The sequence below is a fragment of the Thalassotalea sediminis genome (genome assembly GCF_030295915.1).
Taxonomy (GTDB): domain Bacteria; phylum Pseudomonadota; class Gammaproteobacteria; order Enterobacterales; family Alteromonadaceae; genus Thalassotalea_C; species Thalassotalea_C sediminis.
On the sequence record NZ_AP027361.1, the window covers coordinates 2,795,806 to 2,822,713 of the forward strand.

Here is a 26,908-nt window from a genome sequence, read left to right on the forward strand (position 1 = left end):
CGTTGTTACATGTGGTTAAAATCAAAACATCAACCTTCGGAACCAGACCCCAGTGAAAAGCTATCAAGCCTGCTCACTGATGGTGTTTCTGTTTCGATTGAAGAGTTAATCCAATATCAAAACAAAGCGTCCCTTATCAACCTGACGGCGACTAGAAACTTGCATGGACAACTTGCAGGTAATTATCTAGCGCGGACAAAAGGTCGAGGTATGGAATTTGACGAAGTTCGCCACTACCAAACTGGTGACGATATTCGAACCATCGATTGGCGTGTAACGGCTCGCACAGGTGAAACTCATACAAAACTTTTTCGCGAAGAAATTGAGCGACCCGTTATTGTTGCGACTGATTTAAGTACAAGCATGTTATTTGGCAGTAAGTTACTCTTTAAATCTGTACAAGCCTCACATTTGGCGGCGTTATTAGCTTGGCATACCAAACAACGTGGCGATCGTTTTGGTGGAATAGTCTTTAATGAGCACAAGCACACTGAGTTAAAACCACGTAGTCGTCAACAAGGTGTGTTACATTATTTACACGCCTTATCAACGTGCCATGCTGAATCATCATCATTTTTAAACAATGAAACTAACAAGTTAGAAGATAAAATAAGTTCATTCGCACAGAACTGTTTGCGTTTGCGTAAAGTCGCTCGGCCTGGGAGTCTTGTATATTTTATCACTGATGGGCACCATATATCTGACGACGCAATCAGACACCTCGCGAATATCAACCGACACTGTGAGCTGGTCGTTTGCTTAATATCAGATCCATTAGAACATCAATTACCAGCAGTAAAATCCAAATTGAATGTCAGTATTACCGATGGTATCGATAAACAGCAGTTAACGTTAGGCGACAATAAAACAGCTTTACAATACGCGGAACACGCCCAAACACGAATTACTGAAAAAGAAGCCTTGTTAAGCAAAGCCGGTGCTCGCCTATTACACTTTTGCGCAGGTGAAACATTAGAACAACAAATTAAAAACGGAGTGGCACCATGGATCCGTTAGCACAATTAAAAGATATACATCTACCCGAACAAGTCCATCAGTGGCCAATTGCCTACGGTTGGTGGTTATTGTGCTTTACCTTAATCACAGTTTTACTGATTGTCATCGTAAAGTCTTATAAAAAACGTAAGTTACTCGCGGATAAAAAAACTGCATTGCAAAGGCTAAAAAACCCCGAAATAAGTGCAGAACAAATTGTTACGTTATTAAAGTGGGTATCCATACGCTATTTTAACCGTAGTCAAATTGCTAAGCTTCATGGTAAAGAGTTTACTGACTTTTTATTGGCACAGGTACCAGAAAAGAAACGTGCACAATTTTCTCAGGAATTACCAAACCTTGTCATGGCACATTATCGCAATGATGAAAATCAAGAAGCGTTAGTGGCACTAAAAGCACAAGCGCAAATGTGGATCAGTTACGCACTTCCCCCTAAACAAAAAAGCGCATCAACATTGGAGCTAGTACACAATGATTGATTTAGCCTTGCCTTGGGTTTTACTTGCACTACCCTTGCCAATATTCATGTATTTGCTTCCGCCAAAGAAAAACACCGAAGCAGCGCCTTTAAAAATGCCGATACTTGTTTCGTCAAGCGGCCCAAAAACACAACTTGGTGATCGTCAGAAGACGCCTATTTCTTTATTGGTGCTTATATGGCTTTTACTGGTCGTTTCTGCAAGTCAACCACAATGGTTGGGTGAACCCGTTAACATCCCAACAGAGGGACGAGAACTTATGGTCGCCGTTGACTTGTCGGGCAGTATGCAAGTTGAAGATATGAATCTGAATGGCCGCACAGTAAATCGGTTAGACATGTTAAAGGTACTTTTAGGTAATTTTATCGATAGACGGGTTGGCGATCGTATTGGTTTAATATTATTTGGTGATGACGCTTATATGCAAACACCTATGACATTCGATAGAGAAACCGTAAAGCAAATGCTCGATGAAACAGTGCTAGGACTTGTAGGTAAACAAACGGCCATTGGCGATGCAATTGCTTTAGCCGTCAAGCGATTTGCCGAAAAAGAACAGTCAAATCGCGTATTACTATTATTAACGGATGGACAAAATACGGCAGGCAAAATATTACCTGAGCAAGCCCTAGAGTTAGCCATAGCCGAAGAGGTAACGATATACTCTGTTGGTATAGGCGCAGATGTGATGATCCAACGCTCGTTGTTTGGAAAACGTCGCGTTAACCCTTCCAGTGAATTAGATGAAAAAACGCTCACAACGCTAGCCGAAAGTACCGGTGGTAAATATTTTCGCGCTCGTAGTAGTCAAGATATGGAAGAGATTTATCAGATTTTAGATAAGCTTGAACCTGTAGAGCAGGAACAACAACAAATGCGCCCCCTTACCGCGCTATTTTATTACCCACTTGCGCTAGCAGCTTTATTAACGTTTATTTATATTCTTTGGATAAATGCTTCTATGTATCGCCCATTTAGTACAAACAAGACTCAGAAGTTAGGTGATAGTAATGGCTGATTTTCACTTTATTCGTCCTTTATGGTTACTTGCCATTATCGCTCTGTTTTTTGCACTCTACCTGTTAAAAAAGCACAGAGTTAATCAATCGGGTTGGCAGAAATTGATCCCAAAGCATTTAGCTAATGTGTTAATTGACAGTCGACAACCCGGCCACTCTTTTTCAATAGTAACCCCCTTTTTAATCGGGTTATTAACCATTATCGCGCTTGCAGGCCCAACTTGGAAAAAGTTACCTCAACCAGTCTATCAATTGGCACGCGGCTCTGTGCTCATTATGGACATGTCATATTCAATGTTCGCAACCGATGTATCACCAAATAGATTAACACGCGCACGCTACAAAGCTATTGATCTCCTTAAGACATTAAATGAAGGTGAAATAGGGTTAATTGCTTATGCCGGTGATGCGTTTATTATTAGCCCTTTGACCGAAGACATTAATAATATTGAGCTGTTACTCCCCTCATTAAGCCCTGACTTAATGCCAGAATTAGGTAGTAACCCATATGCTGCACTGACGCTGGCAACTCAAATGTTGAAAAATGCAGGGCATGTTGAAGGCGATGTCTATTGGTTTACTGATGGTATTGACCCTGAAGACGTACAAGATTTAACAGAATGGAGTAGAGAAAACCCATATCGCTTAAATATAATGGGAGTAGGTACAACAGCAGGTGCTCCAATTAAATTACCGAATGGGCAGTTATTGAAAGATGATAGCGGCGCCATCGTCGTGCCTAAATTATCAGACAGTTTATTATCAACCGTTGGTGATCAAGGTAAAGGCACCTATACAAGAATGGTCAATAGCAGTAAAGATATTGAACGGCTCATACAACCGCCTTCGAATAACAAAACAGAAAACGAAAAAGAGAATGCGCAAACGGGTGATCAATGGCAAGAGTTTGGTCCTTACGTTGTGTTATTCATTTTACCGCTGGTATTGATATATTTCAGACGTGGTAATTTATTAACGTTAGTACCAATTTTGCTTTTTCTTACGCCTAACCAACCTGTTTATGCTGATATGTGGCAAGACTTATGGAAGACTAAAGATCAGCAAGGACAAGCGTTATTCAAAGCGCAAGAATATGAAAAAGCGGCAGACACCTTTGAAAATCCAATGTGGAAAGGCAGTGCCCATTACCAAGCAGGTAACTTTCAAGCGGCTCTAGATGCATTTTCTGAGGTAAACAGTGCTGACGCATTGTTTAATCAAGGAAATGCCTTAGCAAAACTGCAAAAAATTGATGAGGCTATAAATGCCTATGAAAAAGCATTGGCATTAAACCCTGATCTGCAAGATGCAAAAGAAAACAAAGCGATATTAGAAAAACTAAAGCAACAACAAGAACAACAACAGCAAAACCAAAGTGATAAGCAAGATCAGCAAGATCAGGAAAATCAAGACAAACAAGATCAGCAACAAAATAGCGATCAACGAGATCAAGAAAAAAAGCAAGATCAAAACACGCAACAGAAAGATGAACAGCAAGAAAAGCAATCGTCAGAAGAGCAACAAGAGCAAAATGAACAGCGTGAACAAGAACAAAAACAAGAGCAACAAAAAGAACCAGAGCAGTTGCCTCCTGAAGAACAAGAAGCGTTAGAAGCAAAGGCAGCAAAAGAACAACAAGATAAAGAAATGGAACAAAAACATCAGCAACTATTAAACAAAGTTACTGATGACCCTTATTTATTATTACGAAACAAAATGCAGCTGGAATATCAAAAGCGTCGCCAAAGTAGAACAAGCGTAGGAGCACAGAAAAAGTGGTAAGAGTTTTAACCGCCATCGTAACCCTAATGATCACGCTTAACGTATATGCATTAACAACTGTTACTGCCACTATCGATAAGAACCCCGTGATTGCTAATGAATCATTTGTATTAACTGTAGTTGCTGACGACGACATCGACACGAATGCATTAGATACCTCATCATTAATGCAAGACTTTATCGTTGGGCGCACATCAGTGAGCTCCCAAACGAGTATGGTCAACTTTAAAACGACAAGAACCACACGATGGACTACGGTTCTTATTGCGAAAAAACCTGGTAACTATGTAATACCAGCATTAACTGTTGATGGAATAAAAACGGATCCAATAAACGTAACGGTAATAAAAGCCACAGACAACAATGCAGATAGCCAAAAATCATTATTTATCACGACAGATATTTCAGCAAAAGATGTTTATGTTCAACAACAGATCACGTTAACCATTAAACTGCATTTTGCTGCGGAATTAAAACGTGGAAGCCTTACTGAACCAGAACTTGAAGGTGCCAATATCACCCAAGTTGGTAAAGATAAAGAAAATGAAACCATCATAAACGGTAAACGCTATCGTGTAATTGAAAGAACATACGCCATCAGTCCACAACAGAGTGGCGATTTCGTATTAAAATCGCCGGTATTTTCCGGTGAGATAATGGTCCCCTCTTCGCGTAGAAATAGCTTTTTGAGTTTTGCCGAAACAAAACCTGTAAGTGTCATCGGTGAAGAAATCCCAATTTCTGTTAAAGCAATTCCAGCAAGTTATCAAGGAACATGGTTACCAAGTGAATTATTATCGATTCATCAAGAATGGCAACCCAAAGAAGACGAGTTTAAAGTAGGCGAACCGATTACACGGGTAATAACACTTACCGCGGCCGGTTTATCCGAAGAACAATTGCCAGCCCTAGAAATGACACTACCAACAGGCTTAAAAGTTTATCCCGATCAAGCTGAGCTTCATACAGGGATGAATAACAACCGTTTAGTGAGTCAAAAGGTACGTAACTTTGCCATTGTTGCAAATAAAGCAGGTACTTATGAACTGCCTGCGATTACTATCCCTTGGTGGAATACTGTAACCAATCAGTATCAGCAAGCAACAATTCCTGCACAATCAATAACTATTGCACCAAATAAAGAACAAAGTGAATTTGCCTTACCAACTAGCGAAACATCACCTCCCTCAGAAACACCTGTAACGGAGAAAACTGTCTATGTTGAAAAATCATCATGGCTTCAATGGCTATTTTTGGCATTATGGTTATTAACCTCTTTTGCATGGTTATTAAGTTATTTAGCAAAAAAACAACCTAGAACTCACTCAAAAAACATGTCTGTGAATAATCACCATTTAGCGTTATTAGCGGCATGTAAGCAAGGTGACAGTGAACAGGTTTTCCAACACCTTATTCCTTGGTTTAATAGTGTATATTCTGTTGATATTTCAACCATCAATCAGATGCTTGCGCTAACGAAAAACCAAGATTTACAACGAGCCGTAGCTGATTTACAACAAGCAAAATACAGTCAATCACCAACACCTTGGCAAGGTGATAAGTTAGCAGCAGCCATTCAAGCGGTTAGTAAAGAAAAAAGCGTACAAAAAACATCATCAACATTAACCCTAAACCCATAATCCCGATGTAGGAAGAACATGTGTTCTTCCTACTTGCTTATTTGTTCCCCGTTACCTTGCAATGTTACTGCGTTCTAATCGACTAAATTGCCTGCAATGACATATACTAAGCTCTAACAACTTTGATTCAGTTGCTGATTAAAGCTGACCTTTAACGTTTATAACGGGTGAGCAACCAGTAATACCAATTCGATTAAATATTTATTCGAGTTGGTATAATTACACCAACAGTTTGATACTTTTTAGAAATTTTCGCGCCTGGTTAGAAATTTAACATTGCATGCTCAGGTCTATATACATATGGCTACAAAACAAGTTAGATATGAAGCACTAGTAAAAGCACTCCACGGTGATCTATATCGTTATGCCTATTGGCTTACGCATGATCCACAGGTGTCTGAAGACTTAGTGCAAGAAACCTTCTTACGCGCTTGGCGAGCATTAGATTCCTTAAAAGATGAAAAAGCTGCTAAGTCTTGGTTAATCACAATATTACGTAGAGAAAACGCAAGGCGTTTCGAACGTAAACGATTTGAAATGAGTGAATATGAAGAATCCAACATACAAGACGTAAAGTCAACAAACGCAGAGCAGGAAATAGAAAATCACTGGTTAAGAGAGAAAATAGCCAATATGCCGGAAGAATATCGTGAACCGCTTGTACTACAAGTTATTGGCGGATTCAGCGGCGAAGAGATAGCAACCATGTTATCACTCAATAAAAATACTGTGATGACTCGACTATTTCGAGCAAGAAATCAGTTAAAAGAAGCATTAGAAGACAACCCGACAATACGAGGTTTTCAAAATGGATGATTTGCAATTTAGACGTGAAGTATATGCAGATCCAAAATCAGCAACGCCTGAGGTAGTTGCAGCTAAAAAGTCGGATCCTGCAAAACTAAAATTTGCGCAAGAAGTAGAAGCTCTTGACAAAAAAATAACGAGTGCATTAAGTGTTCCTGTGCCTGACGATCTATGTCAAAAGTTAATATTGAGACAATCTCTTGCCAGTCATCAACAACTTAAACGTAAAAAACGATTAAGAATAGCTCTAGCCGCCTCTATAACCATAGCGATAGGTTTAACCGTAAATCAATTGCAGTTTTCACACGCCTATAGCTCCGTCGGTGACTATGCTATTGCACATGCAAATCATGAGGCAAAGTATTTTTCAAATAATGACGAAGCGCGTGTATCTTTAGCAGCACTGAATAAAAAAATGGCATCTTTTAATGGCAGCTTTTCACAATCATTAGGTGATTTAATGATGGCAGAGTTTTGTCGCTTCGATGGCATGAAAAGTCTGCATTTGGTGTTTCGAGGTAAAAGCAGCCCAGTAAATATTTTTGTAGTGCCTCAGAGTGAACATCTCTCTTACCGTAATACATTCAATAACAAAGACTACAACGGTATTGTAAATAGTACACAGCAGAGCCATGTTATTGTCGTTGGTGACAAAACTGAACCATTAAATCAATGGCAGATAAAATTGCAAAATAGTGTTCGATGGTCAACGTAAAACCTATCTCGCTTAAAAAGGTAAGTAACTGATCGATACTTACCTTTATTTTCTACCTATCTTTACACTCACTTGTAACAACATTTTTACATAAAAATTAACATTCCTGCGTTAATAATGTACAAATTACACAAAGATTAAAATTAGTATCAACAGGTTAGTTTTAAAATTTAACATTTAAATTCAACAACTTAAATTAACCACACATTTAATACGTAAATAACTATGTACAACTTAACATACAATTATCTTTCTAAACTGTTCTAAAATTATAATTTTCAGCATAAATTCAATAAGTTAAAAATAAAACACAGTAACTATGTCTGTTAATGTTAATATGCAGTTAATTAAGAAACATATTGAAATATTTTTAAATATTTGCCAATAATATAGCGATCATCTCTTAATAAGCGTTACGAGTTATTTAATTTGCAACAGCCAATAATAAATTTGAGATGCATAATTACTTACAAATAGGGAATGAATATGAATAATTCTAGAGTTAGCAAAGCAATTAAAATTGCTTTGGCTTTCGGTGCTGCTTCTGCACTACCATTTAACGCTGCAGTAGCTGCTGAAGAGCAAAATGCAGAAGAAGAAAAAGTAGAGCGCATCCAGGTTACAGGTTCAAAGATCAAACGTATCGGTGAACTAGCTCCTACTCCAGTTACAGTAATTAGTGGCGACATGTTAATCAACGCTGGTATCACTAACGTAGCTGATTTACTTAATGAAATGCCTAACTCATCAGTTGGCCTTTCTCCAGAAACAACAAACAACACAATTTTCGCAAGTGGCCTAAACAACACGGATTTACGTGGTCTAGGTACTGCAAAAACACTAGTACTTGTAAACGGTAGACGTTTTGTTGCTGGTGCTCCTGGCTCATCAGCTGTCGATTTAAACAATATCCCAACAGCAATGGTTGAGCGTATGGAGATCACCACAGGTGGTGCTTCTGCGGTTTACGGTTCAGATGCTGTTGCAGGTGTTGTAAACATCATTACTAAAAAATCATTTGATGGTATCGCAATCGATGCTTCAACTACGCGTCCATTCGAAGACGGTGGTGATGAAGAATACATGTCACTTACGTTCGGTGACGAAGGTGAGAAAAGCAGCTTCATTGCAAACATCTCTTACGCTAAACAAGATCAGTTAGCAGCTCTTCAACGTGACTTCATGGTAAACGGTCCAGTAACTTTTACTAATGTAGACAACGTAAACAACGAAGATGGTATTCCAGAGCGTTCAATTTACGAATATGGCTATGGCCAATATCGTTTAGGTTACTACTCACCTACAGGTGATTTCTTCATGCCTGACGGCCATTACATTTTCGCAAATGACGGTTCAATTCGTCCTTTCGAACAAAATGGTACATTACCTGCAAGTGCTACACCTGGCAACCGTAACCAAAATTACTTCGTAGGTGATGGTGACGGTTATCATTTCGCTAAACATGATTACTTACGTACTCCACTTGAGCGTTTAAACGTAGCATTGAACTACAGCTATGAAATCAATGATGACCATAGCATGAACTTTGAAATGGTTTACTCTGATACTTCGGCTTACGGTGAATCTTCACCAGCGTTCCATGCTAAAGTATTACGTGGCGATAACGCTTTCTTTAGCCAAGCAAATAAAGATTTCTTTGCTGAGCGTGGCGTAGGTGCATTCTATACTTACCTTACAACTGATGGTTTAGGTAACCGTAAGTATGACCAAGATCGCACAACTGTACGTGCAGCGTTAAGCTTCGAAGGTTTAATCAACGACAACTGGGCGTATGATGCATACATTCAGAAAGGTCAAGTATCTCAAGATACAACATGGCATGGTGAGATGATCACTGAGCACTTCGACAACGCGCTTGATGCTGTTGAGTGGAATGGCGAAATCGTTTGTGCTGACAGAAATGACGATGGTGACGTAATCGGTGCACTATCTGGTTGTTCTCCATTGAACCTTTGGGGTGAAGGCTTAGCATCAGATGAAGCTATTGCTTATGTAGCAACTAAAGCACAGCGTCAAGCAAGTGTTGACCAAATGTCTCTAGGTATTACTGTTTCAGGTGACTTATTTGAGCTTCCTGCAGGTCCTGTAGCGAGTGCATTTACAGCTGAATACCGTGAAGAAAAAGCGAAAACAACACCAGATGCAGCAATGCAACAAGGTCTAATTTTCGGTAACCAAAGTGACGCTTTAACAGGTGAGTTCGACGTAACTGAAGTTGCAGCTGAGGTCTCTGTACCGTTAATTGCTGAAACATCATTTGCTAAAGAAATTTACTTAGAACTAGCTTACCGTTACATGGATTATTCATCTACTGGTACTGATTCTGCTTGGAAAGTAGGTTTAAACTATGTACTTAACGATGAATTACGATTCCGTGCAAACGTTTCACGTTCAGTACGTGCGCCAAACGTATCAGAGCTTTTCGCTCCTAAAGGTCAAACATTCGCTAGCTTCTCTGATCCATGTGGTCAAGGTGCAATTGATAACGCACCTGTTGAGAAAAAAGCTAACATCGAAAGTAACTGTCGTGCTGCTGGCATTCCAGTTGGTTGGGAAGCGAGTGAAGACTGGCGCCGTACAAACCACTCTGGTTTTATCTTAGGTAACATTGACCTATTTAACGAAAAAGCAGACGATGTTACTATCGGTTTTGTTTACAACCCAGCTTGGGCTGAAGGCTTAGGTATTACCGTTGATTACTGGAAGTTTGATTTAGAAGATGAAATCAACTATCCATCAGCGTCAACAATCGTAAACAAATGTTATGAGTCAGAGTCTTTAGACAACTTATATTGTGGCTTATTACAACGTACGCCAGGTACACTTGAAATTGATAATTTCGACCAAAAACCTATCAACTCAGCATCTAGCGACATTAGCGGTGCAGATATTGAAATCGCGTACACTATCGATACTGACTTTGGTACATTCAGCCCTCGTTTAATTGCGACTTACTTAGATGAGCGTAACTTTAATGATACTGGTTTTGCTGAAGATGCTGACTTCTCTCAAGGCGAGCAAGCTCGTCCACGTTGGAAAGCACGTTTCATTGGTAACTACACAAATGGTGACTTATCAATGACGTTAAGTGCAAACTACCGTCACGCTACAGTTGGTAGCAACGAGTGGGATGCTGAGCAAAACGACTACAATAACATTCCATCTTACTTAACTTGGGATCTTACATCACGTTACTTCGTAACTGATGACTTTGAAGTTCGCGCTGGTATCTTAAACTTATTTGACCGTGAACCACCTGCAACACCTTTCTCTTATGACCAAGGTGCTTACTATGACCTATTCGGTCAACGTTTAACATTAGGTGTTAACTACAAGTTCTAATAAGTAAACTTGAAATACCTTGTAAAAAACCCGGTTAATACCGGGTTTTTTTTCGCCTTTTCTAAAGACAGATGTTATCTCCACTTTCAATGAAAAAGTATTTTGCACTCAGTTCAAGCTTCACGCTCAAGTTTTTCAATCCTTAACACATTGAGGACATTGAGGACATTGAGGACATTGAGGACATTGAGGACATTGAGGACATTGAGGACATTGAGGACATTGAGGACATTGAGGACATTGAGGACATTTTAAAGTAGTGTGTTCGTCTATTGCACTATTTTACAAATGATAAATGTATTATATGTCTTTGAGGCAAAAAAAAGCACCGCGTAGCGGTGCTTTTTAATCGTTATTTAACAGCGACTCTAATTATGTTCATCAACCATAGTATCGAATGCATGAGCGACTTCTTTAGGTACAGACCCTGTTAGTTTACTCACAACAACGATAGTAATGGTTGCGATAATGAAACCCGGCACAATTTCATACATTACATCACTCAATGCTTGGCCATTTATCGTTACTGGTGCATAGATCCAAAACAGGACTGTAGCGGCACCAACTATCATGCCAGCAAGCGCACCTTGTTTATTCATCTGCTTCCAATAAAGACTCAAAATAACCACAGGTCCAAACGCTGCACCAAAACCTGCCCAAGCATTACTCACTAAACTTAAAATCGTACTATTTCGATCATACGCTAAAACGATAGCAAACATAGCAACAAGCAATACTGACAATCTCCCTACTCTAACCAATTGCTTTTCAGATGCATCCTTATTAAGAAAAGTTTGATAAAAATCCCCCGTCAATGAACTTGACGTTACCAATAGTTGAGAAGAAATAGTACTCATGATTGCCGCCAAAATAGCAGCAAGTAAAAAGCCAGTGATCAGAGGATGAAACAACACTTGTGATAAATGAATAAATATTGTTTCCGCATCAGCAAGTTGTGTATTCGTTTTCGCAACGTAAGCAAGACCAACTAAGCCGGTAGACATTGCACCAATTAATGAAACAATCATCCAACTCATGCCTATACGTCGAGCAGCTGGAATGTCTTTAACGGAACGAATAGCCATAAAACGGACGATAATATGTGGCTGACCAAAATAGCCAAGCCCCCATGCCATCGCTGAAACAATACCAACAGCGCTGATGCCACCAAATAAGTCCATAATCTCTGGGTTTATCGCTGATACTGAATTTGTCAGCTCTTCAACACCACCGATTTGTGAAAGCGCTGTAATAGGTACTAAAATCAACGCAACAAACATAATACAGCCTTGCACAAAGTCAGTCATACTAACCGCTAAAAAGCCACCAAATAACGTATATAGTACGACAACCCCCGCGGTAATATAGAGGCCCATTTCATAAGATAAGCCAAAGGAGCTTTCAAAAAGCTTTCCTCCAGCAACAACCCCTGAAGAAGTGTAAAGTGTGAAAAATACGATAATAACAACTGACGAGACAATCCGTAAAATATGCTTATTATCTGCAAACCTATTTTCAAAAAAATCAGGTAAAGTTATAGAGTCATTAGCTGACTCTGTAAAAGTTCTTAATCTAGGCGCAACAATAATGTAGTTTAAAAACGCGCCAATAATGAGGCCAAATCCAATCCATATACTACTAAAGCCACTGACATACATTGCGCCAGGCAAGCCCATTAACATCCAACCACTCATATCTGAAGCACCCGCAGACAATGCCGTTACAGCTGGGCTTAAATTACGCCCACCAAGCATATAACCTGAGACGTCACTCGTAGATTTTCTATAAGCATATAACCCTATGCCTAACATCACTGCGAAATACGCGGCTAATGATACTAAGGTTCCTAAAGCCAAATTTACCTCCAATTTTTTAAGTCAATCACTACCGTAATCTGAAATCGGCAGATACATTAACGATACAAATTTAATGATGGAAAATGTTATTATCCGTATATTGAATGCTATTACCACCTATTAGCCAAAATTAGTGTATTCTAGGTGTAAACATATCGATTTGATAACACAAAAAATAAAGGGTGAAATCTAGCGTTAATTCTCCTATATTCGTAACAAATAAGTTTGCAGGAAACTTTATGTATTTTTACGCGGCACGCCAGCCTATCTTAACAAGAGAAAAAGAACTTTATGCTTATGAGCTATTGTTTAGAGATAACATTGATAATGTTTTCCCTGATATAGATGGAGACGAAGCGACAAGTAAAATGATAGGCGCTAGTCAGTTCAACATGGGGATAAGCGAGTTTACAGGTAAAAAGCCTGCCTTTATCAACTTTACCTTAGAAACGCTAGCAAAAGGCTTTCCTGAAATGTTAACCACTGACGAAGTGGTAGTAGAAGTTTTAGAAACTATTAAGCCTGGTAAAAAGTTACTGTCGATTTGTCAATCACTGTTTGAAAAAGGCTATACGCTCGCCTTAGACGATTATGAACATCAAAACGTTTGGGCACATTTTTATCCTTACATCAAAATTATTAAAATCGATTGGCAAACTACCTCAGTAGAGCAAATACAAACCATCAAAACCGCGATTGCAGATCATGATCACATTCAATTGCTTGCGGAAAAAGTAGAAACGCCAGAAGAATACAACCAAGCAATGGAATTGGGTTTTGACCTGTTTCAAGGTTTTTTCTTTGCTAAGCCTGAAATGGTCAAAACAAAGTCATTGTCCCCTTCTCAAATGGCGATGGCAGAGCTGTTATATGAAACGTCTAAACCGGATCTAGACTTAAGTGCTATCACGTCAGTATTTGAACGAGACGTGACTTTATCTTATAAACTTTTGCGTTACGCAAACTCAGCAATTTTCAAAAGACGCAGCGAAATATCGACAATAAAACAAGCACTTGTTACTTTGGGCTCTGGCGAATTAAAACGCTTTCTTGGGTTATTATTTGCGGCAAATGTTAATCCAGATAAACCGAGTGAACTAATAAATGCAGCAATGACACGGGCTAAGTTTTGTGAAGTTGTATCGAAAGATATTAATGCCCCAATTGATACATCAATCGCCTTCTTAACGGGGCTACTGTCTCTAATTGACGCCATACTTGATGAAGACTTGCCAAGTATTATGGACAAACTACCTCTCGCTCAAGATATAAAAGATGCGCTTATTACCAAAAAAGGCGTTCTAGCAGCACTCGTAATACTCGTTGAGCAAATTGAGCATGCTGATTGGGATAAAGTGAATATTGTAATGGAAAAATTAGGTCTACAAAAAGAACAAGTCCTACAACATTACAATGAAGCGATCGCGTGGGCGGATGAACAATGTCAATTATCAGCGTAATATATTAAATAACATGATGAAAAAAAGCCGCATAAGCGGCTTTTTAAATTAGTTTACATATCCTTCAGGGTTTGCCGTTTGCCAACGCCAGGTATCTTCTAACATAACGGGCAAATCTCTTTCTGCTTGCCAACCTAACAGTGTTTTTGCAAGCGTTGCATTTGCATAAACCGTGGCGATATCACCTGCTCGCCTTGGCACAATATTATAGGGTATTTCCTTGCCACTCACTTTTCGAAATGCATCGACAATTTCTAACACCGACGTACCATTGCCTGTGCCTAAATTCACAGGCTGACAACCATTAATAGTATCTAATGCCTCTAGCGCTTTTACATGCCCTAATGCAAGATCAACAACGTGAATATAATCACGTACACCCGTGCCATCGGCAGTATCATAATCATCACCAAACACTTGTAACGTTTCTAATCGCCCTATTGCAACTTGTGCAACATAAGGTAGTAAATTATTAGGGATCCCCTTAGGGTCTTCACCAATCAAGCCTGAAGCATGCGAGCCAATAGGGTTGAAATATCGTAAGTTAATAATTGACCAGTTAGCATCACTCTTCGCTAAATCAAACAGAATTTCCTCAATCATCAGTTTTGTACGGCCATATGGGTTTGTTGCAGATATAGGCATTGTTTCATCTAACGGTGAAACATTACTTTCGCCATATACGGTTGCTGATGAACTAAAAACTAACCGTTTAACATTATGTGCTGCCATCACCTCAAATAATGTTACCGAACCAGAGACATTATTATGATAATAGCTCAATGGGATCTCATTTGATTCGCCCACCGCTTTAAGGCCTGCAAAATGAACAACGGCGTCTGGTTTATATTGAGCAAAAACATCGTTTAATGCAGCACGATCACAAATGTCAGCTTTAACAAATGCTGGCATTTTCCCGGTAATATTCTCTATACGTGATAAAACAAGTTCTGACGAATTTGATAAGTTATCAACAATGACAACCTCATGTCCTAATGCCAATAACTCTACAACAGTATGACTGCCTATGTAGCCCGCGCCACCTGTAATTAATAGCTTCATGTTATACTCTCTTTAAACGCCTACTCGCGATAATAGTCCATTACAGCAGTGATAAATTCATCAACACTGTCTTTCGAAAGTTGGTTAACACCCGCAGCAGCAGCTCGACCACCACCCGTTGCAAACTTAGCACAAATATCGCCTGCACCTTGCTTATTCTCAAGCGGTGCACGCAGACTAACAGTATACGTGTCATCAAGGTTTCGAGTAAATACTGCATGTGCTTTTTTAGGTGAAAGGTTAGCAAGCGCGTTGCCGAAAACGCCGCTTACACGTCTCGCCCAAGCTTCATCGGGCAATTCGAACATTTTACACACCTCATTATCAACAATCACATACGCTTTTTCTGCATTTGCCATATCTTCATTATAAGCTTTTTCTAAGCGACTAAAGATACTATTAGGCTGAGAAATAATATCGAAAGGATTGTCATATTGAACAAGTTCACGAAATAGTGCATCAGGCGCGATATGCAAATCATCAACTACGCTGCCATAGCCATTGTAATTTATATAAGTGCCAAAGTTTTTTAATTGACTGCGCTCATCGTCTGACAATCCTTGCTCATCTGCCAGTAACTCTGCAGCAGCTAGCATATTATCACCATAAGCCGCTGTAATCGCCCATAACGGGTATAAATTATCAAGAAAGTTATTAATAATTAAGGCTGTACAGGTGTTAGCGTTAGTATCTATATGTGCAGATAAACAACTTGAATCAGGGATTGGGCCAGAACGATGGTGATCAGCATAAAAAACAGCGACATTATTAGCTAATAGCAAGGACAGTCCAGTAATGTTTTTTTCCATTGAAATATCAAGTACGGTAACAGAACTGGCCTGCTTTGCATCAACGCGTTCTAGTAAACTAATATCACGTTTAACCCCTGTAATTAAGACACTTTGACGTGGATGTGCTAAACGTAGTTGAACCAAAGAGATGATACCATCGGCATCACCATTAAAAACATCGTAATGCATTATACACCTGCTGAAATGTAATGATTATCTTCTAAATATTGTACAATTTGCTGTGCGCACTCAGTTATCGTTAACGTTGCTGTTTTTATATGAAGCTCCGGCGCTTTGGGTACATCATAGTCAGAATCAATGCCGGTAAAATCTTTAATTTCACCTGCACGAGCCTTTTTATATAGCCCTTTTGGATCACGCTGCTCACATATACTAATAGGAGTATCAATATATACTTCTAAGAATTCACCAGAAGCTAATTTTTCTCTCGCCATTGCTCTATCTGACGCAAAGGGCGAAATAAAGGCTGTCGATACAATTAACCCTGCGTCAACAAATAGCTTGCCAACTTCACTAATTCTACGGATATTTTCAATGCGATCGCTATCGCTAAAAGATAAATCTCCATTTAGCCCATGTCTTACATTATCGCCATCAAGTAGATAGGTATGACACTGTCGCTCAAAAAGTAAGGCATCAACTGCATTGGCAACCGTAGATTTCCCTGAACCACTCAATCCGGTATACCATAATAAACATGGACGCTGTTTTTTTAAATTCGCCCGCTGCACTTTATTAATATGCTGTTGATGCCAAACTGTATTTTCGGTTTTCATATTGGTGTCATCTCAAATTAAAAAGGAAAGAAAATAGGTAATAATATTAATACTACCGAGCTATAAACCAATGAAATTGGAACGCCAAACTTCACCACATCTAACAGTTTATAGTGCCCTGCATTGTAAACCATAACGTTAGTTTGATATCCAAATGGGCTTATAAAACTACCACTAGCAGCAAAAGCAACCGCTAGCACAAAGGGTAATGGACTAACTCCTAAGCCCAACGCTATGTTATAGGCAATTGGGAATATTAACGCCGCCGCGGCACTATTGGTGACGATTTCGGTAATTAATAAAGTTACAATAAATATGACAATAAGGGTGATATACGCGCTTTGACCTTCAAGTAAATGTTCAATATATTCCGCCAATAATAGCGCAACGCCACTTGATTCTAACGCTTTCGCTAAAGTTAACGCGCCGAGTACGATCATCCATATTTCCAGTGGAAAGCGACGTTTGATTTCATTGACGGTTAGACAGTCAGTAAACACTAAAATTGCAATATAAAACATCAAGGCTTTCAGTAACGATAGCTCCGTGAATACTGATGCCATAACGGCGGTAATAAAGCCAAATACCGTTAGTGAATCACGCCACCCTGACAGCATATTATCAGGTTGATGTCCTGATAATATGTAAAAGTTTTTACTTAAGTTTGTGCGAGTACTAAAGTCATTACCTACGGCAAGCACCAAAAAATCGCCCGGTTGGATAATAAGCGAGCCTAATTTACCCGATAATGCAGCCCCTTCACGGCGAACGGCAACAACAGCAGCATCAAAACGCGCACGAAAACCTGCTCTTTTTAGCGTTTTCCCAACAACGGCGGAATCTGGCTTAATAAGTACCTCTGTTAGATTATCTCTAAGTAAGCCATCTTGCTCTGCAAATAAACTCAAACCATCAAACTGTTGTAACACTTTTACTTTTGACACATCACCAGTAAAAATTAACTTATCTCCTCGCAGTATCACTTCATCTGGCGCAACGGGTGATATCAAACGGCCATTGCGAATAACTTCGACGAGAAACAATGCATCTAGACTTCGCAAACCATTTTCTTCGACCGTTTGCCCAATCATTTTAGAATCACTTTCTACTCTTGCTTCGAGTAGGTAATCAGGGCTTTTTAAGTTCTCTACTGCCATATCTGGTAGTGAGTTTTGTCTAATTAAAATCAAAACGAGACAGATGATAAGTGCGACAACACCAATTGGCGTAAAATCAAAAAAACCGAGTCCTTCACTGCCTTGCTCAATAAGCATGGTATTGACAATCAAATTAGTTGACGTACCTACTAATGTCAGTGTGCCACCTAATATTGCAGCAAAAGATAACGGCAGTAATAATTTACCAGGATTAATAACACGATTACTCTTTATCGTCGAAATCAATGCTGCCACTACCGCAGTATTATTCATAAAAGCAGATGCTATTGCCGTATAAACTAAGGTTTTAATCGTCGATAAAAACGGTTTGCCATTGATCATTACAGCTGACAATCGTCGCAAAATACTGGTGCGTTCAAAAGAAAATGACGCAAGCACTAACAAAATTAGGGTGACAAGGCCTGGATTAACCGCATTTGCCAATACATCGTGAGTATCTACATATGAAAGACCTAAACAAGTAATCATTGCTAATGCAAAGACTCGCTCCGGTACACGCTGATATTTAACGAGCCCTGCAAACGTTAAACAGAAAATGGCAATGAGTGCCCATTGAGTTGCTACCATTAATTATCATGTCCTTTAGCAGCAAAGAATATGGATAGATGTATCAGCTGCTCAACATATATGCAAGTTAAGCAGCTGTTTAAATCGAAGGAAATGTTATTTTAACAGTTTAGCGATATCACGAGCACCCCAATGTGGGAAGTGCTTGCGGACTAATGCGTTAAATTCTTTTTCAAAATCACTAAACTGATGGCTATCACTAACATCTGCCACGCCAGTTATCATGCCTGCACCAACAGTAATGTTACTGAGGCGATCAATAATGATAAATGCCCCCGTCGCTCTGTTCTCTTGGTACGGGTCAAAATGTATAGATTCTGCCACTGAAAAGCTAACTGTACCAATTTCGTTCAACGCTAATTGACTAACGGGCGTAGTTTCCATGGTATTGACATTAATTTTATTTTCAATCGTTGACACGTGTCCGGAGGTTAATTTACTACCATGCTTAATGTAATATTCTCGTCCGGTTTCCAATTCGTCTTCATGCATCCAAACAACTGAGGCTTTAAACTCTTTTGCCGATGTTGGTAACGCACCTTTACGCACGATCATTTCACCGCGACTAATGTCAATTTCATCTTCTAACGTTAATGTAACTGCTTCACCTTTATTCGCGCGCTCTAATTCACCATCAAACGTTACAATTGATTTAATACGAGACTCTTTTCCCGATGGTAACGCGACAATTTCATCACCAACACGAACGTGGCCCGAGCCAACTGTGCCAGAAAAGCCGCGGAAATTTAAATTTGGTCGATTAACATATTGCACCTGAAACCTAAATTCTGTGCAAGAGTCGTTATTTTCAACATTCACCGTGTTTAACAGCTTCATTAATGTTGCACCGGGGTACCACGACATATGCTCGCTTTCTTCAACTACATTATCGCCTCTAAGCGCTGAAATAGGGACAAAGCGAACATCAGTAAAGGCTAATTGATCGGCAAAATCTCGGTACTCTTTTTTAATTTCTTGATAGCGTTCTTGGCTATAATCAACTAAATCCATTTTGTTAACCGCAATAAGTACATGCTTAATACCGAGCAAAGAACAAATGAACGAGTGACGGCGTGTTTGTACTTGAACACCATAACGAGCATCAATCAAAATAATCGCTAAATCACACGTTGATGCACCTGTTGCCATATTGCGCGTATACTGCTCATGACCTGGCGTGTCTGCGATAATAAATTTACGTTTATCAGTTGAAAAATAACGGTAGGCAACATCGATAGTGATCCCTTGTTCACGTTCAGATTGCAAACCATCAACAAGTAAGGCTAAATCTACCGCTTCACCCGTGGTGCCAGACTTTTTACTATCTTTTTCAATAGCAGCAAGTTGGTCTTCAAATATCATTTTTGAATCATGTAATAAACGACCAATTAACGTACTTTTACCGTCGTCTACGCTACCACAAGTTAAAAAACGCAGTAGTTCTTTGTTTTCATGTTGCTTTAAGTAAGCTTGAATATCTTGTTCAATTAATTCTGATTGGTGACTCATAGTTCAACCCTTAGAAACTTGTTAACATTTAAATGAAATTACCGTAGAAAATGAGTTAGAAGTAACCTTCCATTTTCTTTTTCTCCATCGAACCTGCAGAGTCATGATCAATAACACGCCCTTGTCGTTCGGATGTTTTTGTTAACAACATTTCTTGAATAATTTCTGGTAACGTCGCAGCTTCAGATTCAACAGCGCCCGTTAATGGGTAGCAACCTAATGTTCTAAAGCGCACATTTTTCATTTGTACTTCTTCGCCTTCTTCAATTGGCATACGTTCATCATCAACCATGATCAACGTACCATCGCGTTCAACTACAGGCCTTTCTGCCGCTAAGTACAAAGGAACAATTTCGATATTTTCTAAATAGATATACTGCCAAATATCTAATTCTGTCCAGTTAGATAAGGGGAACACACGAATACTTTCACCTTTATCTACTTTACTGTTATATACATTCCACAGCTCAGGTCGTTGGCTTTTTGGATCCCAGCGATGATTCTTATCACGAAATGAATACACGCGTTCTTTCGCTCGAGACTTTTCTTCGTCACGTCTTGCGCCACCAAATGCAGCATCAAAGCCATATTTGTCTAACGCTTGCTTCAACCCTTGTGTTTTCATGATATCAGTATGTTTTGCGCTACCATGGACAAAAGGATTTATATCCATTGCAATACCTTCTGGGTTTTGATGCACTAACAGTTCAAAACCATAATCTTTAGCCATTCGGTCACGAAACGCGATCATTTCTTTAAACTTCCACGTGGTATCAACGTGCAATAAAGGGAAAGGTATTTTGCCAGGTGCAAACGCTTTTCTGGCCAAATGCAGTAATACTGCTGAATCTTTACCAACAGAGTAAAGCATTACCGGCTTATCAAATTCGGCGGCAACTTCACGAATAATATGAATAGACTCGGCTTCAAGCTTTTGCAAATGCGTTTGAATCGTCATTTAACAGGTATTCCTTAACTAATGTAATAGCAATAGTTTACTGGATACTCACCAGCACATCCATATAAGAAAAAGATTTGTTAGACGATTTAGGAATAAAGGAGAGAAGTAGTTATGCATTCATTTCACAACGTGAATCAATGCATAACTAAAAAGTACTTTTATTTTAACAGTTTTTGTAAATATTCAGTGAACTCTTTACCTATTTGATCATGTCGCAAACCGTATTCGACCATCGCCTTCATATAGCCCATTTTAGAACCACAATCATGAGATTTCCCTGTCATGTGAAATGCTTCAACAGTCTCTTGTTGCATCAAGCTAGCTATAGCATCTGTTAATTGAATTTCATCACCTGCGCCTGGTGGCGTATGCTCTAACAATGACCAAATAGGTTCAGAGAGCACATATCGACCGACAACAGCCAAATTAGATGGCGCTTCCTCAACGCTAGGTTTTTCTACCACAGCAGTCATTTCTTTAGATTCACCAGCAGCCAACTCATGGCCGCCACAATCAACAACACCATAATTTTGTACTTTTTCTCGCGGCACGGGTTCAACCAATATCTGGCTATGGCCCGTATTTTCAAAACGTGTCAGCATGGCTGATAAATTTTCAGTTTTTAAATCTGCAGTAGCATCATCTAAAATAACATCAGGCAACACCACCACAAAAGGGTTACCACCAACGAGAGGCTTAGCCTTTAATACCGCATGACCTAACCCTTTAGCTTCCCCTTGTCTAACGTGCATAATGGTCACACCTTTTGGGCAAATAGCTTGAATTTCATCAAGCAATTGTCTTTTAACACGCTTTTCTAACGTTGTTTCAAGCTCAAAAGACTTATCAAAATGATTCTCAATAGAATTTTTAGAGGAATGAGTCACCAAGACAATTTCTTTGATACCTGCACTTATGCATTCATTAACAATATATTGAATAAGTGGTTTATCAACGATAGGCAACATTTCCTTTGGTATGGCCTTTGTTGCTGGCAACATTCTTGTGCCTAATCCGGCAACGGGTATAACTGCTTTAGTGACTTTCTTTTCCATATCATCCTCTAGGAAACATTGCTGAAAACTCGATAAAGAGTACAGGTAATTGCATAAAATGTCATAAGTATATTTAAACAAATTATCACTTTTTTAACACCTGAATTTTTTTCACCATAAATCAATAAAAACAGTAACCTGTTAGTAAACCTTTCATCGATATATTCAAACAGCTCAGCTGAATTACTTGCGCTTATCTTCTATCAAAGGTATAAATGCCGCTGATTTACGATAAATTGCGCCTATTGAATCTATTTATCAATCTTATCTAATGAATAATAAAAAGAATAATAATACTCAATATTATGTGCGCACCTTAGGAAGGAAATTTATATGACAACGCAAAGCGCTAAGACCTTTTTTGGACAACCAGAAGGTCTTAAAACACTCTTTTTCACAGAAATGTGGGAGCGAATGAGTTACTACGGCATGAGAATGTTGTTAGTACTTTTTATGACCGCAACTCTTCAAGAAGGTGGTTTAGGATTGACTGTAGCCTCAGCCGCAGCAATTTATGGACTTTACACCGGTAGTGTATATTTCATGGGGCTACCTGGCGGTTGGATTTCAGATAGATTACTCGGCGGCCAAAAAGCGGTTTGGTATGGTGGTATCATCATCATGTGTGGCCACATCATTTTAGCTTTCCCTAGCGATAAAACATTTTTTATTGGCTTAATTGTCGTTATTTTAGGTACGGGTTTACTAAAACCAAATATCGGTGCAATGGTAGGTCAGTTATATTCTGACGAAGATAAGCGCCGTGACTCGGGTTACGCCATCTACTACATGGGTATTAACTTAGGCTCAGTATTAGGTTACACAATTTGTGGTTACCTAATGGAAGATCAAGAAAACTTCGGTTGGCACTGGGCGTTTGGTGCTGCTGCAGTAGGTATGGCTGCTGGCTTAATACAATACCGTAAAACACTCAATAAATTACATGGTGTTGGCGCTGCTCCAGAAGCTCCGCTATCACCAAAGGGTAAACAAATTAGCTGGGCAACCATTGGCGCACTGCTCATTATGTTAGCAACGGTTACATCGGCCGCTTTAACAGGTGCAATTATTATTGAACCTGTTGCTGTTGCCCAATACGTTGCTATCAGCTTTAGTATTATGTTTGTACTTTACTACGCGTCGATTTTTTTCTTCGGTAACCTAACAAAAAATGAAATGAAACGTTTAGGTGCGCTTCTACTAGTGTGTATAGCATCTGCATGTTTCTGGTCAGGCTTTGAGCAAGCTGGCTCTTCAATGAACTTATTTGCGCGTGATTACACAGATAGAATTGTGGGTAGTTTCGAAATTCCTACAGGTTGGTTCCAGTCTTTAAATGCCATGTTTATTGTTTTATTATCGCCGTTTTTTGCAGCGTTATGGATCAACTTAGGTAAACGTTTTGTTAGCCCAGCCTATGGTATTAAATGTGCCATTGGCCTAATGATCATGGCAAGTGGCTTTATTGTGATGTTCTTTGCGGCACAATATGCTGCATCAGGTATGAAAGTCGCCCCTTATTGGTTAGTTGCCACTTACTTCTTACATACCGTTGGTGAACTTTGTTTAAGCCCTGTTGCCTTAAGTGCGATTAGTAAGCTATCGCCACGTCGTTTTGCTGGTCAAATGATGGGGGTATTCGTACTCACTTATTCTATCGGTAACATTATTTCAGGTTTGCTAGCCGGTAACTTTGATCCAAACCGTGTAGACCAATTACCAAACTTATACATCCAAATTAGTTTATTCAGTATTGGTATTGGCATTGTCATTTTGCTACTAAGCTTCAAATCTCGCATTTGGGAAAATGCATCTGACGAAAAAGATGCCATTACGCCAACACCGGGTAAAGCAGCAGAAACCTTATAATTAAACAGATTAATCGCGGTGGTTTTACCACCGCTTTTGTTTATGAAAGCACAAAACTCTCGTCAACAAATACGTCAGCAAGTACGACAAAAACGCCAGTCTCTTTCAAGAGATTTACAAACGCAAGCGTCGTTTGCATTAGTTAAGCAACTCATTAAACTGCCTACAATTACCGATGCAAAATCAATTGCCATTTATTTGGCAAATGATGGCGAGCTAAATACAACGGCTTTTATTGAGTGGTGTTGGCAACACAATATTCAAACCTACCTTCCTGTACTCCATCCATTTAATGCTGGGCACTTACTTTTTTTGCAGTATCATCCAGATACAGTAATGACTAAAAATAAGTATGGCATCAAAGAACCCAAACTAGATGTGCGGAACGTGTGTGCAATGCATGAGCTAGATGTGATATTTACGCCTTTAGTCGCCTTTGACGAATCAGGAGCACGTTTAGGTATGGGCGGTGGCTATTATGACAGAACACTAGCAACGCGCTCTGCGTCGAAGCCAGTCGCCATTGGTTTAGCACACGACTGTCAAAAAATAGCGCGCATTCCTATTGAAGCTTGGGATATACCATTACCACACATTATTACTCCGTCCCAACACTATCAATTTACCTTAACGACCAATTAGTCACCTAAAAATAAGTAAAAAACGACACAGTTGGCACCTTAACCATTTCACCTATTACGGAAAGAAAATAATCCACCTTAATAGCAAGTAGCTTTAACATGACTCCCAACAAGGACGCTTACTTCTTTCAGTTCGTAGTTGCAAGGACTGTCACCAAGTTTCAACGAGCATACGGGCATGCTATCTGAACAATCACCACCGCCAAAGGTGATGGTTTTATTTTGAATAATTACGCTTGAGATTAGTTAATTATCAAGTACTCAATTAATTTAAGAAAATTCTAATAACACTGGCGAAAAATTGGCTGTTATAATAAGCAAAATTTCTCACGGATCCGATGTTATGACACAAGATGAAATGAAAAAAACGGCGGCAATAAAGGCGCTAGAATTTATTGAAGATGACACTATCGTTGGTGTAGGTACTGGTTCAACTGTAAATCACTTTATCGATGCCCTTGCAAGCAAGAAAAACGACATAACCGGCGCAGTCTCTAGCTCAGAAGAGTCTACCAAACGCCTTAAAGCGTTAGACATAGAAGTATTTGATTTAAATGGTGTCAATGAAATTAGTGTATATGTCGATGGTGCCGATGAAATCACAGAACATATGCATATGATTAAAGGTGGTGGTGCAGCTTTAACACGAGAAAAAATTGTCGCTGCTGTCGCCAAGTCTTTTGTCTGTATTTGTGACGAATCAAAACAGGTTCCTATGCTTGGTAAATTTCCACTGCCAGTTGAAGTTATTCCAATGGCACGCAGCTATGTAGCGCGAGAGCTCGTAAAACTTGGCGGAGACCCTGTATATCGCCAAGGTGTTGTTACCGATAACGGCAATGTCATTCTTGATGTGCATAACTTAGACATTATTGATCCAAAGCGCTTAGAATCTGATATTAATGCCATTGTAGGCGTTGTTACTAACGGTTTGTTCGCTCATCGTGGTGCTGATGTATTAATACTTGGCACACCTGAAGGTGCAAAGGTAGTAAAATAACACTTTAGAGTTTTAGCACTATATGATACGGTTGGCTAAGTTTTAGGTATCTAGCCATCTATACATCAACAACATTAACTACGGTTTTACCATATGAGCAATAATTCGTTAGCAAAAGAAAAAATCAAGATTTTACTGCTGGAAGGTGTGCACCAAAGTGCATTAGAAGAGCTGAAGTCTAAAGGTTATACCAATATTGAGTACTTAAAAACGTCTTTATCTGAAGAGCAGCTTATTGAAAAAATTGCTGATGTTCATTTTATTGGCATTCGCTCTCGCACAATGCTTAATGAAAAAGTACTTAGCCACGCTAAAAAGCTTGTCGCTATTGGCTGTTTTTGTATTGGCACTAACCAAGTAGACGTTCAGGCCGCCAAAGAGAAAGGTGTGCCGGTTTTTAACGCTCCGTTTTCAAATACGCGTTCTGTTGCAGAACTAGTATTAGGCGAATTACTGTTATTACTCCGAGGTATTCCTGAAAAAAGCGCACAAGCTCATCGTGGCGTTTGGAACAAATCAGCAGCTGGCTCTGTTGAGGCGAGAGGAAAAACTTTTGGTATTATTGGTTACGGGCATATAGGCATGCAAGTAGGTATTCTTGCTGAAACCGTTGGTATGAAAGTCAAATTTTACGACATTGAAACCAAGTTACCACTTGGTAATGCAGAACAAGCACCTAGTTTGACTGCACTATTACAAGAAGCAGATGTGGTTAGCTTACACGTTCCTGAAACTGCCCAGACACAAAATATGATGGGTGCGGCTGAGTTTGATGTAATGAAAGATGGAGCCATCTTTATCAACGCTTCGCGCGGTACAGTTGTTGATATTGATGCCCTATGTGAAGCATTGACCAGTAAAAAGGTGGCAGGTGCAGCAATTGATGTATTTCCGGTTGAGCCAAAAAGCAATGATGAAGAATTCATCACACCTTTACGCGCTTTCGACAACGTTATATTGACACCACATATTGGTGGCAGTACTAAAGAAGCACAAGAAAATATCGGGTTAGAAGTTGCGAGTAAACTCGCTAAATATTCTGATAATGGTTCAACCTTGTCTGCAGTAAACTTCCCAGAAGTGTCGCTGCCGGGGCATACTGGTACGAGCCGTCTATTGCATATTCACAAAAACCAACCGGGTATTTTGACGAAAATAAACCAAGCATTTGCTGAGCACAACATTAATATTGCCGCGCAATATTTACAAACAGATGACCAAAATGGTTATGTGGTTATTGATATCGAAACTGAAGATAGTGAAATAGCTTTAAGAGAGTTAAAACTCATTGAAGGTACAATCAAAGCACGTATTCTTCATTAATAATCTACATTGCTATT

21 protein-coding genes are annotated in these 26,908 nt (G+C 39.3%); 13 read left to right on the forward strand and 8 right to left on the reverse strand.

The genetic code is table 11. The features are described from left to right. Positions 1-9: 9 nt before the first annotated feature. The 8 genes from QUE09_RS12855 (at position 10) to QUE09_RS12890 (ending at position 10,822) form a co-directional block, all read left to right on the forward strand. Positions 10-1,017: a DUF58 domain-containing protein gene (locus QUE09_RS12855; RefSeq protein ID WP_286233167.1), complete on the forward strand. Its 1,008-nt coding sequence runs from the start codon at positions 10-12 to the stop codon at positions 1,015-1,017. After that, a complete protein-coding gene (locus QUE09_RS12860; RefSeq protein WP_286233168.1) occupies positions 1,005-1,496 on the forward strand; it encodes a DUF4381 domain-containing protein in 492 nt (163 codons plus the stop codon). Before QUE09_RS12855 ends, QUE09_RS12860 begins: the two co-directional genes overlap by 13 nt. Further along, positions 1,489-2,514: a vWA domain-containing protein gene (locus tag QUE09_RS12865; protein WP_286233169.1), complete on the forward strand. Its 1,026-nt coding sequence runs from the start codon at positions 1,489-1,491 to the stop codon at positions 2,512-2,514. The genes QUE09_RS12860 and QUE09_RS12865 overlap by 8 nt, the downstream gene beginning before the upstream one ends. Next, positions 2,507-4,297, forward strand: a complete 1,791-nt coding sequence (locus QUE09_RS12870) for a vWA domain-containing protein (protein WP_286233170.1) — start codon at positions 2,507-2,509, stop codon at positions 4,295-4,297. Before QUE09_RS12865 ends, QUE09_RS12870 begins: the two co-directional genes overlap by 8 nt. Next, on the forward strand, positions 4,291-5,937 hold the full coding sequence (locus tag QUE09_RS12875) for a BatD family protein (RefSeq protein ID WP_286233171.1): 1,647 nt from the start codon (positions 4,291-4,293) through the stop codon (positions 5,935-5,937). Before QUE09_RS12870 ends, QUE09_RS12875 begins: the two co-directional genes overlap by 7 nt. Before the next feature lie 300 nt (positions 5,938-6,237). Continuing rightward, the gene (locus QUE09_RS12880; protein ID WP_286233172.1) at positions 6,238-6,753 is read left to right on the forward strand and encodes a sigma-70 family RNA polymerase sigma factor; all 516 of its coding nucleotides are present in this window, start codon (positions 6,238-6,240) and stop codon (positions 6,751-6,753) included. Beyond that, a complete protein-coding gene (locus QUE09_RS12885) occupies positions 6,746-7,459 on the forward strand; it encodes a DUF3379 family protein (protein WP_286233173.1) in 714 nt (237 codons plus the stop codon). Before QUE09_RS12880 ends, QUE09_RS12885 begins: the two co-directional genes overlap by 8 nt. Positions 7,460-7,945: 486 nt before the next feature. Beyond that, positions 7,946-10,822, forward strand: a complete 2,877-nt coding sequence (locus QUE09_RS12890; RefSeq protein WP_286233174.1) for a TonB-dependent receptor plug domain-containing protein — start codon at positions 7,946-7,948, stop codon at positions 10,820-10,822. 368 nt (positions 10,823-11,190) lie between these two features. Here the strand turns inward: QUE09_RS12890 and putP are convergent, their stop codons facing one another. Then, a complete protein-coding gene (putP, locus tag QUE09_RS12895; protein WP_286233175.1) occupies positions 11,191-12,678 on the reverse strand; it encodes a sodium/proline symporter PutP in 1,488 nt (495 codons plus the stop codon). A gap of 239 nt (positions 12,679-12,917) precedes the next feature. On the opposite strand from putP, the gene QUE09_RS12900 reads away from it, so the two are divergent. Then, entirely contained in the window at positions 12,918-14,138 is a 1,221-nt protein-coding gene (locus tag QUE09_RS12900) for an EAL and HDOD domain-containing protein (protein WP_286233176.1), read from the forward strand. Positions 14,139-14,186: 48 nt separating this feature from the next. Here QUE09_RS12900 and galE read toward each other — a convergent pair whose 3' ends face one another. The 7 genes from galE to galU form a co-directional block, all read right to left on the reverse strand. Continuing rightward, positions 14,187-15,200, reverse strand: coding sequence for a UDP-glucose 4-epimerase GalE (galE, locus tag QUE09_RS12905; protein WP_286233177.1), 1,014 nt, complete (start codon positions 15,198-15,200; stop codon positions 14,187-14,189). Between the two features lie 20 nt (positions 15,201-15,220). After that, entirely contained in the window at positions 15,221-16,180 is a 960-nt protein-coding gene (locus QUE09_RS12910; protein ID WP_286233178.1) for a DHH family phosphoesterase, read from the reverse strand. Then, positions 16,180-16,788, reverse strand: a complete 609-nt coding sequence (gene cysC, locus QUE09_RS12915; RefSeq protein WP_286233179.1) for an adenylyl-sulfate kinase — start codon at positions 16,786-16,788, stop codon at positions 16,180-16,182. The genes QUE09_RS12910 and cysC overlap by 1 nt, the downstream gene beginning before the upstream one ends. Before the next feature lie 17 nt (positions 16,789-16,805). Beyond that, positions 16,806-18,533, reverse strand: coding sequence for an SLC13 family permease (locus tag QUE09_RS12920; RefSeq protein WP_286233180.1), 1,728 nt, complete (start codon positions 18,531-18,533; stop codon positions 16,806-16,808). A gap of 96 nt (positions 18,534-18,629) precedes the next feature. Beyond that, positions 18,630-20,042, reverse strand: a complete 1,413-nt coding sequence (gene cysN, locus QUE09_RS12925; RefSeq protein ID WP_286233181.1) for a sulfate adenylyltransferase subunit CysN — start codon at positions 20,040-20,042, stop codon at positions 18,630-18,632. A gap of 55 nt (positions 20,043-20,097) precedes the next feature. Then, on the reverse strand, positions 20,098-21,000 hold the full coding sequence (gene cysD, locus QUE09_RS12930) for a sulfate adenylyltransferase subunit CysD (RefSeq protein ID WP_286233182.1): 903 nt from the start codon (positions 20,998-21,000) through the stop codon (positions 20,098-20,100). Positions 21,001-21,161: 161 nt separating this feature from the next. Then, positions 21,162-22,058, reverse strand: a complete 897-nt coding sequence (gene galU, locus QUE09_RS12935; protein WP_286233183.1) for a UTP--glucose-1-phosphate uridylyltransferase GalU — start codon at positions 22,056-22,058, stop codon at positions 21,162-21,164. A 333-nt stretch (positions 22,059-22,391) separates the two neighbouring features. On the opposite strand from galU, the gene QUE09_RS12940 reads away from it, so the two are divergent. The 4 genes from QUE09_RS12940 to serA all read left to right on the forward strand — a co-directional run bounded on the left by QUE09_RS12940 (position 22,392) and on the right by serA (position 26,891). Continuing rightward, positions 22,392-23,927 (forward strand): peptide MFS transporter, encoded by a 1,536-nt coding sequence (locus QUE09_RS12940; RefSeq protein WP_286233184.1) that lies wholly within the window; start codon positions 22,392-22,394, stop codon positions 23,925-23,927. 42 nt (positions 23,928-23,969) lie between these two features. Further along, positions 23,970-24,569 carry a 5-formyltetrahydrofolate cyclo-ligase gene (locus QUE09_RS12945; RefSeq protein ID WP_286233185.1) on the forward strand — a complete coding sequence of 200 codons (600 nt, stop codon included), beginning with the start codon at positions 23,970-23,972 and terminating at the stop codon, positions 24,567-24,569. Positions 24,570-24,911: 342 nt separating this feature from the next. Continuing rightward, positions 24,912-25,568 (forward strand): ribose-5-phosphate isomerase RpiA, encoded by a 657-nt coding sequence (rpiA, locus tag QUE09_RS12950; RefSeq protein WP_286233186.1) that lies wholly within the window; start codon positions 24,912-24,914, stop codon positions 25,566-25,568. Between the two features lie 93 nt (positions 25,569-25,661). Next, on the forward strand, positions 25,662-26,891 hold the full coding sequence (gene serA / locus QUE09_RS12955) for a phosphoglycerate dehydrogenase (RefSeq protein ID WP_286233187.1): 1,230 nt from the start codon (positions 25,662-25,664) through the stop codon (positions 26,889-26,891). Positions 26,892-26,908 lie beyond the last annotated feature (17 nt).

What these genes read in the sequence shown, in the direction of transcription:
- QUE09_RS12940 (WP_286233184.1), top strand. Translation starts at nt 22,392, where the DNA reads ATGACAACGCAAAGCGCTAAGACCTTTTTTGGACAACCAGAAGGTCTT.
- rpiA (WP_286233186.1), top strand. Translation starts at nt 24,912, where the DNA reads ATGACACAAGATGAAATGAAAAAAACGGCGGCAATAAAGGCGCTAGAA.
- cysD (WP_286233182.1), bottom strand. Translation starts at nt 21,000, where the DNA reads ATGACGATTCAAACGCATTTGCAAAAGCTTGAAGCCGAGTCTATTCAT.
- QUE09_RS12890 (WP_286233174.1), top strand. Translation starts at nt 7,946, where the DNA reads ATGAATAATTCTAGAGTTAGCAAAGCAATTAAAATTGCTTTGGCTTTC.
- cysC (WP_286233179.1), bottom strand. Translation starts at nt 16,788, where the DNA reads ATGAAAACCGAAAATACAGTTTGGCATCAACAGCATATTAATAAAGTG.
- serA (WP_286233187.1), top strand. Translation starts at nt 25,662, where the DNA reads ATGAGCAATAATTCGTTAGCAAAAGAAAAAATCAAGATTTTACTGCTG.
- QUE09_RS12855 (WP_286233167.1), top strand. Translation starts at nt 10, where the DNA reads ATGTGGTTAAAATCAAAACATCAACCTTCGGAACCAGACCCCAGTGAA.
- QUE09_RS12860 (WP_286233168.1), top strand. Translation starts at nt 1,005, where the DNA reads ATGGATCCGTTAGCACAATTAAAAGATATACATCTACCCGAACAAGTC.
- QUE09_RS12885 (WP_286233173.1), top strand. Translation starts at nt 6,746, where the DNA reads ATGGATGATTTGCAATTTAGACGTGAAGTATATGCAGATCCAAAATCA.
- QUE09_RS12945 (WP_286233185.1), top strand. Translation starts at nt 23,970, where the DNA reads ATGAAAGCACAAAACTCTCGTCAACAAATACGTCAGCAAGTACGACAA.
- QUE09_RS12870 (WP_286233170.1), top strand. Translation starts at nt 2,507, where the DNA reads ATGGCTGATTTTCACTTTATTCGTCCTTTATGGTTACTTGCCATTATC.
- QUE09_RS12900 (WP_286233176.1), top strand. Translation starts at nt 12,918, where the DNA reads ATGTATTTTTACGCGGCACGCCAGCCTATCTTAACAAGAGAAAAAGAA.
- QUE09_RS12910 (WP_286233178.1), bottom strand. Translation starts at nt 16,180, where the DNA reads ATGCATTACGATGTTTTTAATGGTGATGCCGATGGTATCATCTCTTTG.
- QUE09_RS12920 (WP_286233180.1), bottom strand. Translation starts at nt 18,533, where the DNA reads ATGGTAGCAACTCAATGGGCACTCATTGCCATTTTCTGTTTAACGTTT.
- galU (WP_286233183.1), bottom strand. Translation starts at nt 22,058, where the DNA reads ATGGAAAAGAAAGTCACTAAAGCAGTTATACCCGTTGCCGGATTAGGC.
- galE (WP_286233177.1), bottom strand. Translation starts at nt 15,200, where the DNA reads ATGAAGCTATTAATTACAGGTGGCGCGGGCTACATAGGCAGTCATACT.
- QUE09_RS12880 (WP_286233172.1), top strand. Translation starts at nt 6,238, where the DNA reads ATGGCTACAAAACAAGTTAGATATGAAGCACTAGTAAAAGCACTCCAC.
- cysN (WP_286233181.1), bottom strand. Translation starts at nt 20,042, where the DNA reads ATGAGTCACCAATCAGAATTAATTGAACAAGATATTCAAGCTTACTTA.
- QUE09_RS12865 (WP_286233169.1), top strand. Translation starts at nt 1,489, where the DNA reads ATGATTGATTTAGCCTTGCCTTGGGTTTTACTTGCACTACCCTTGCCA.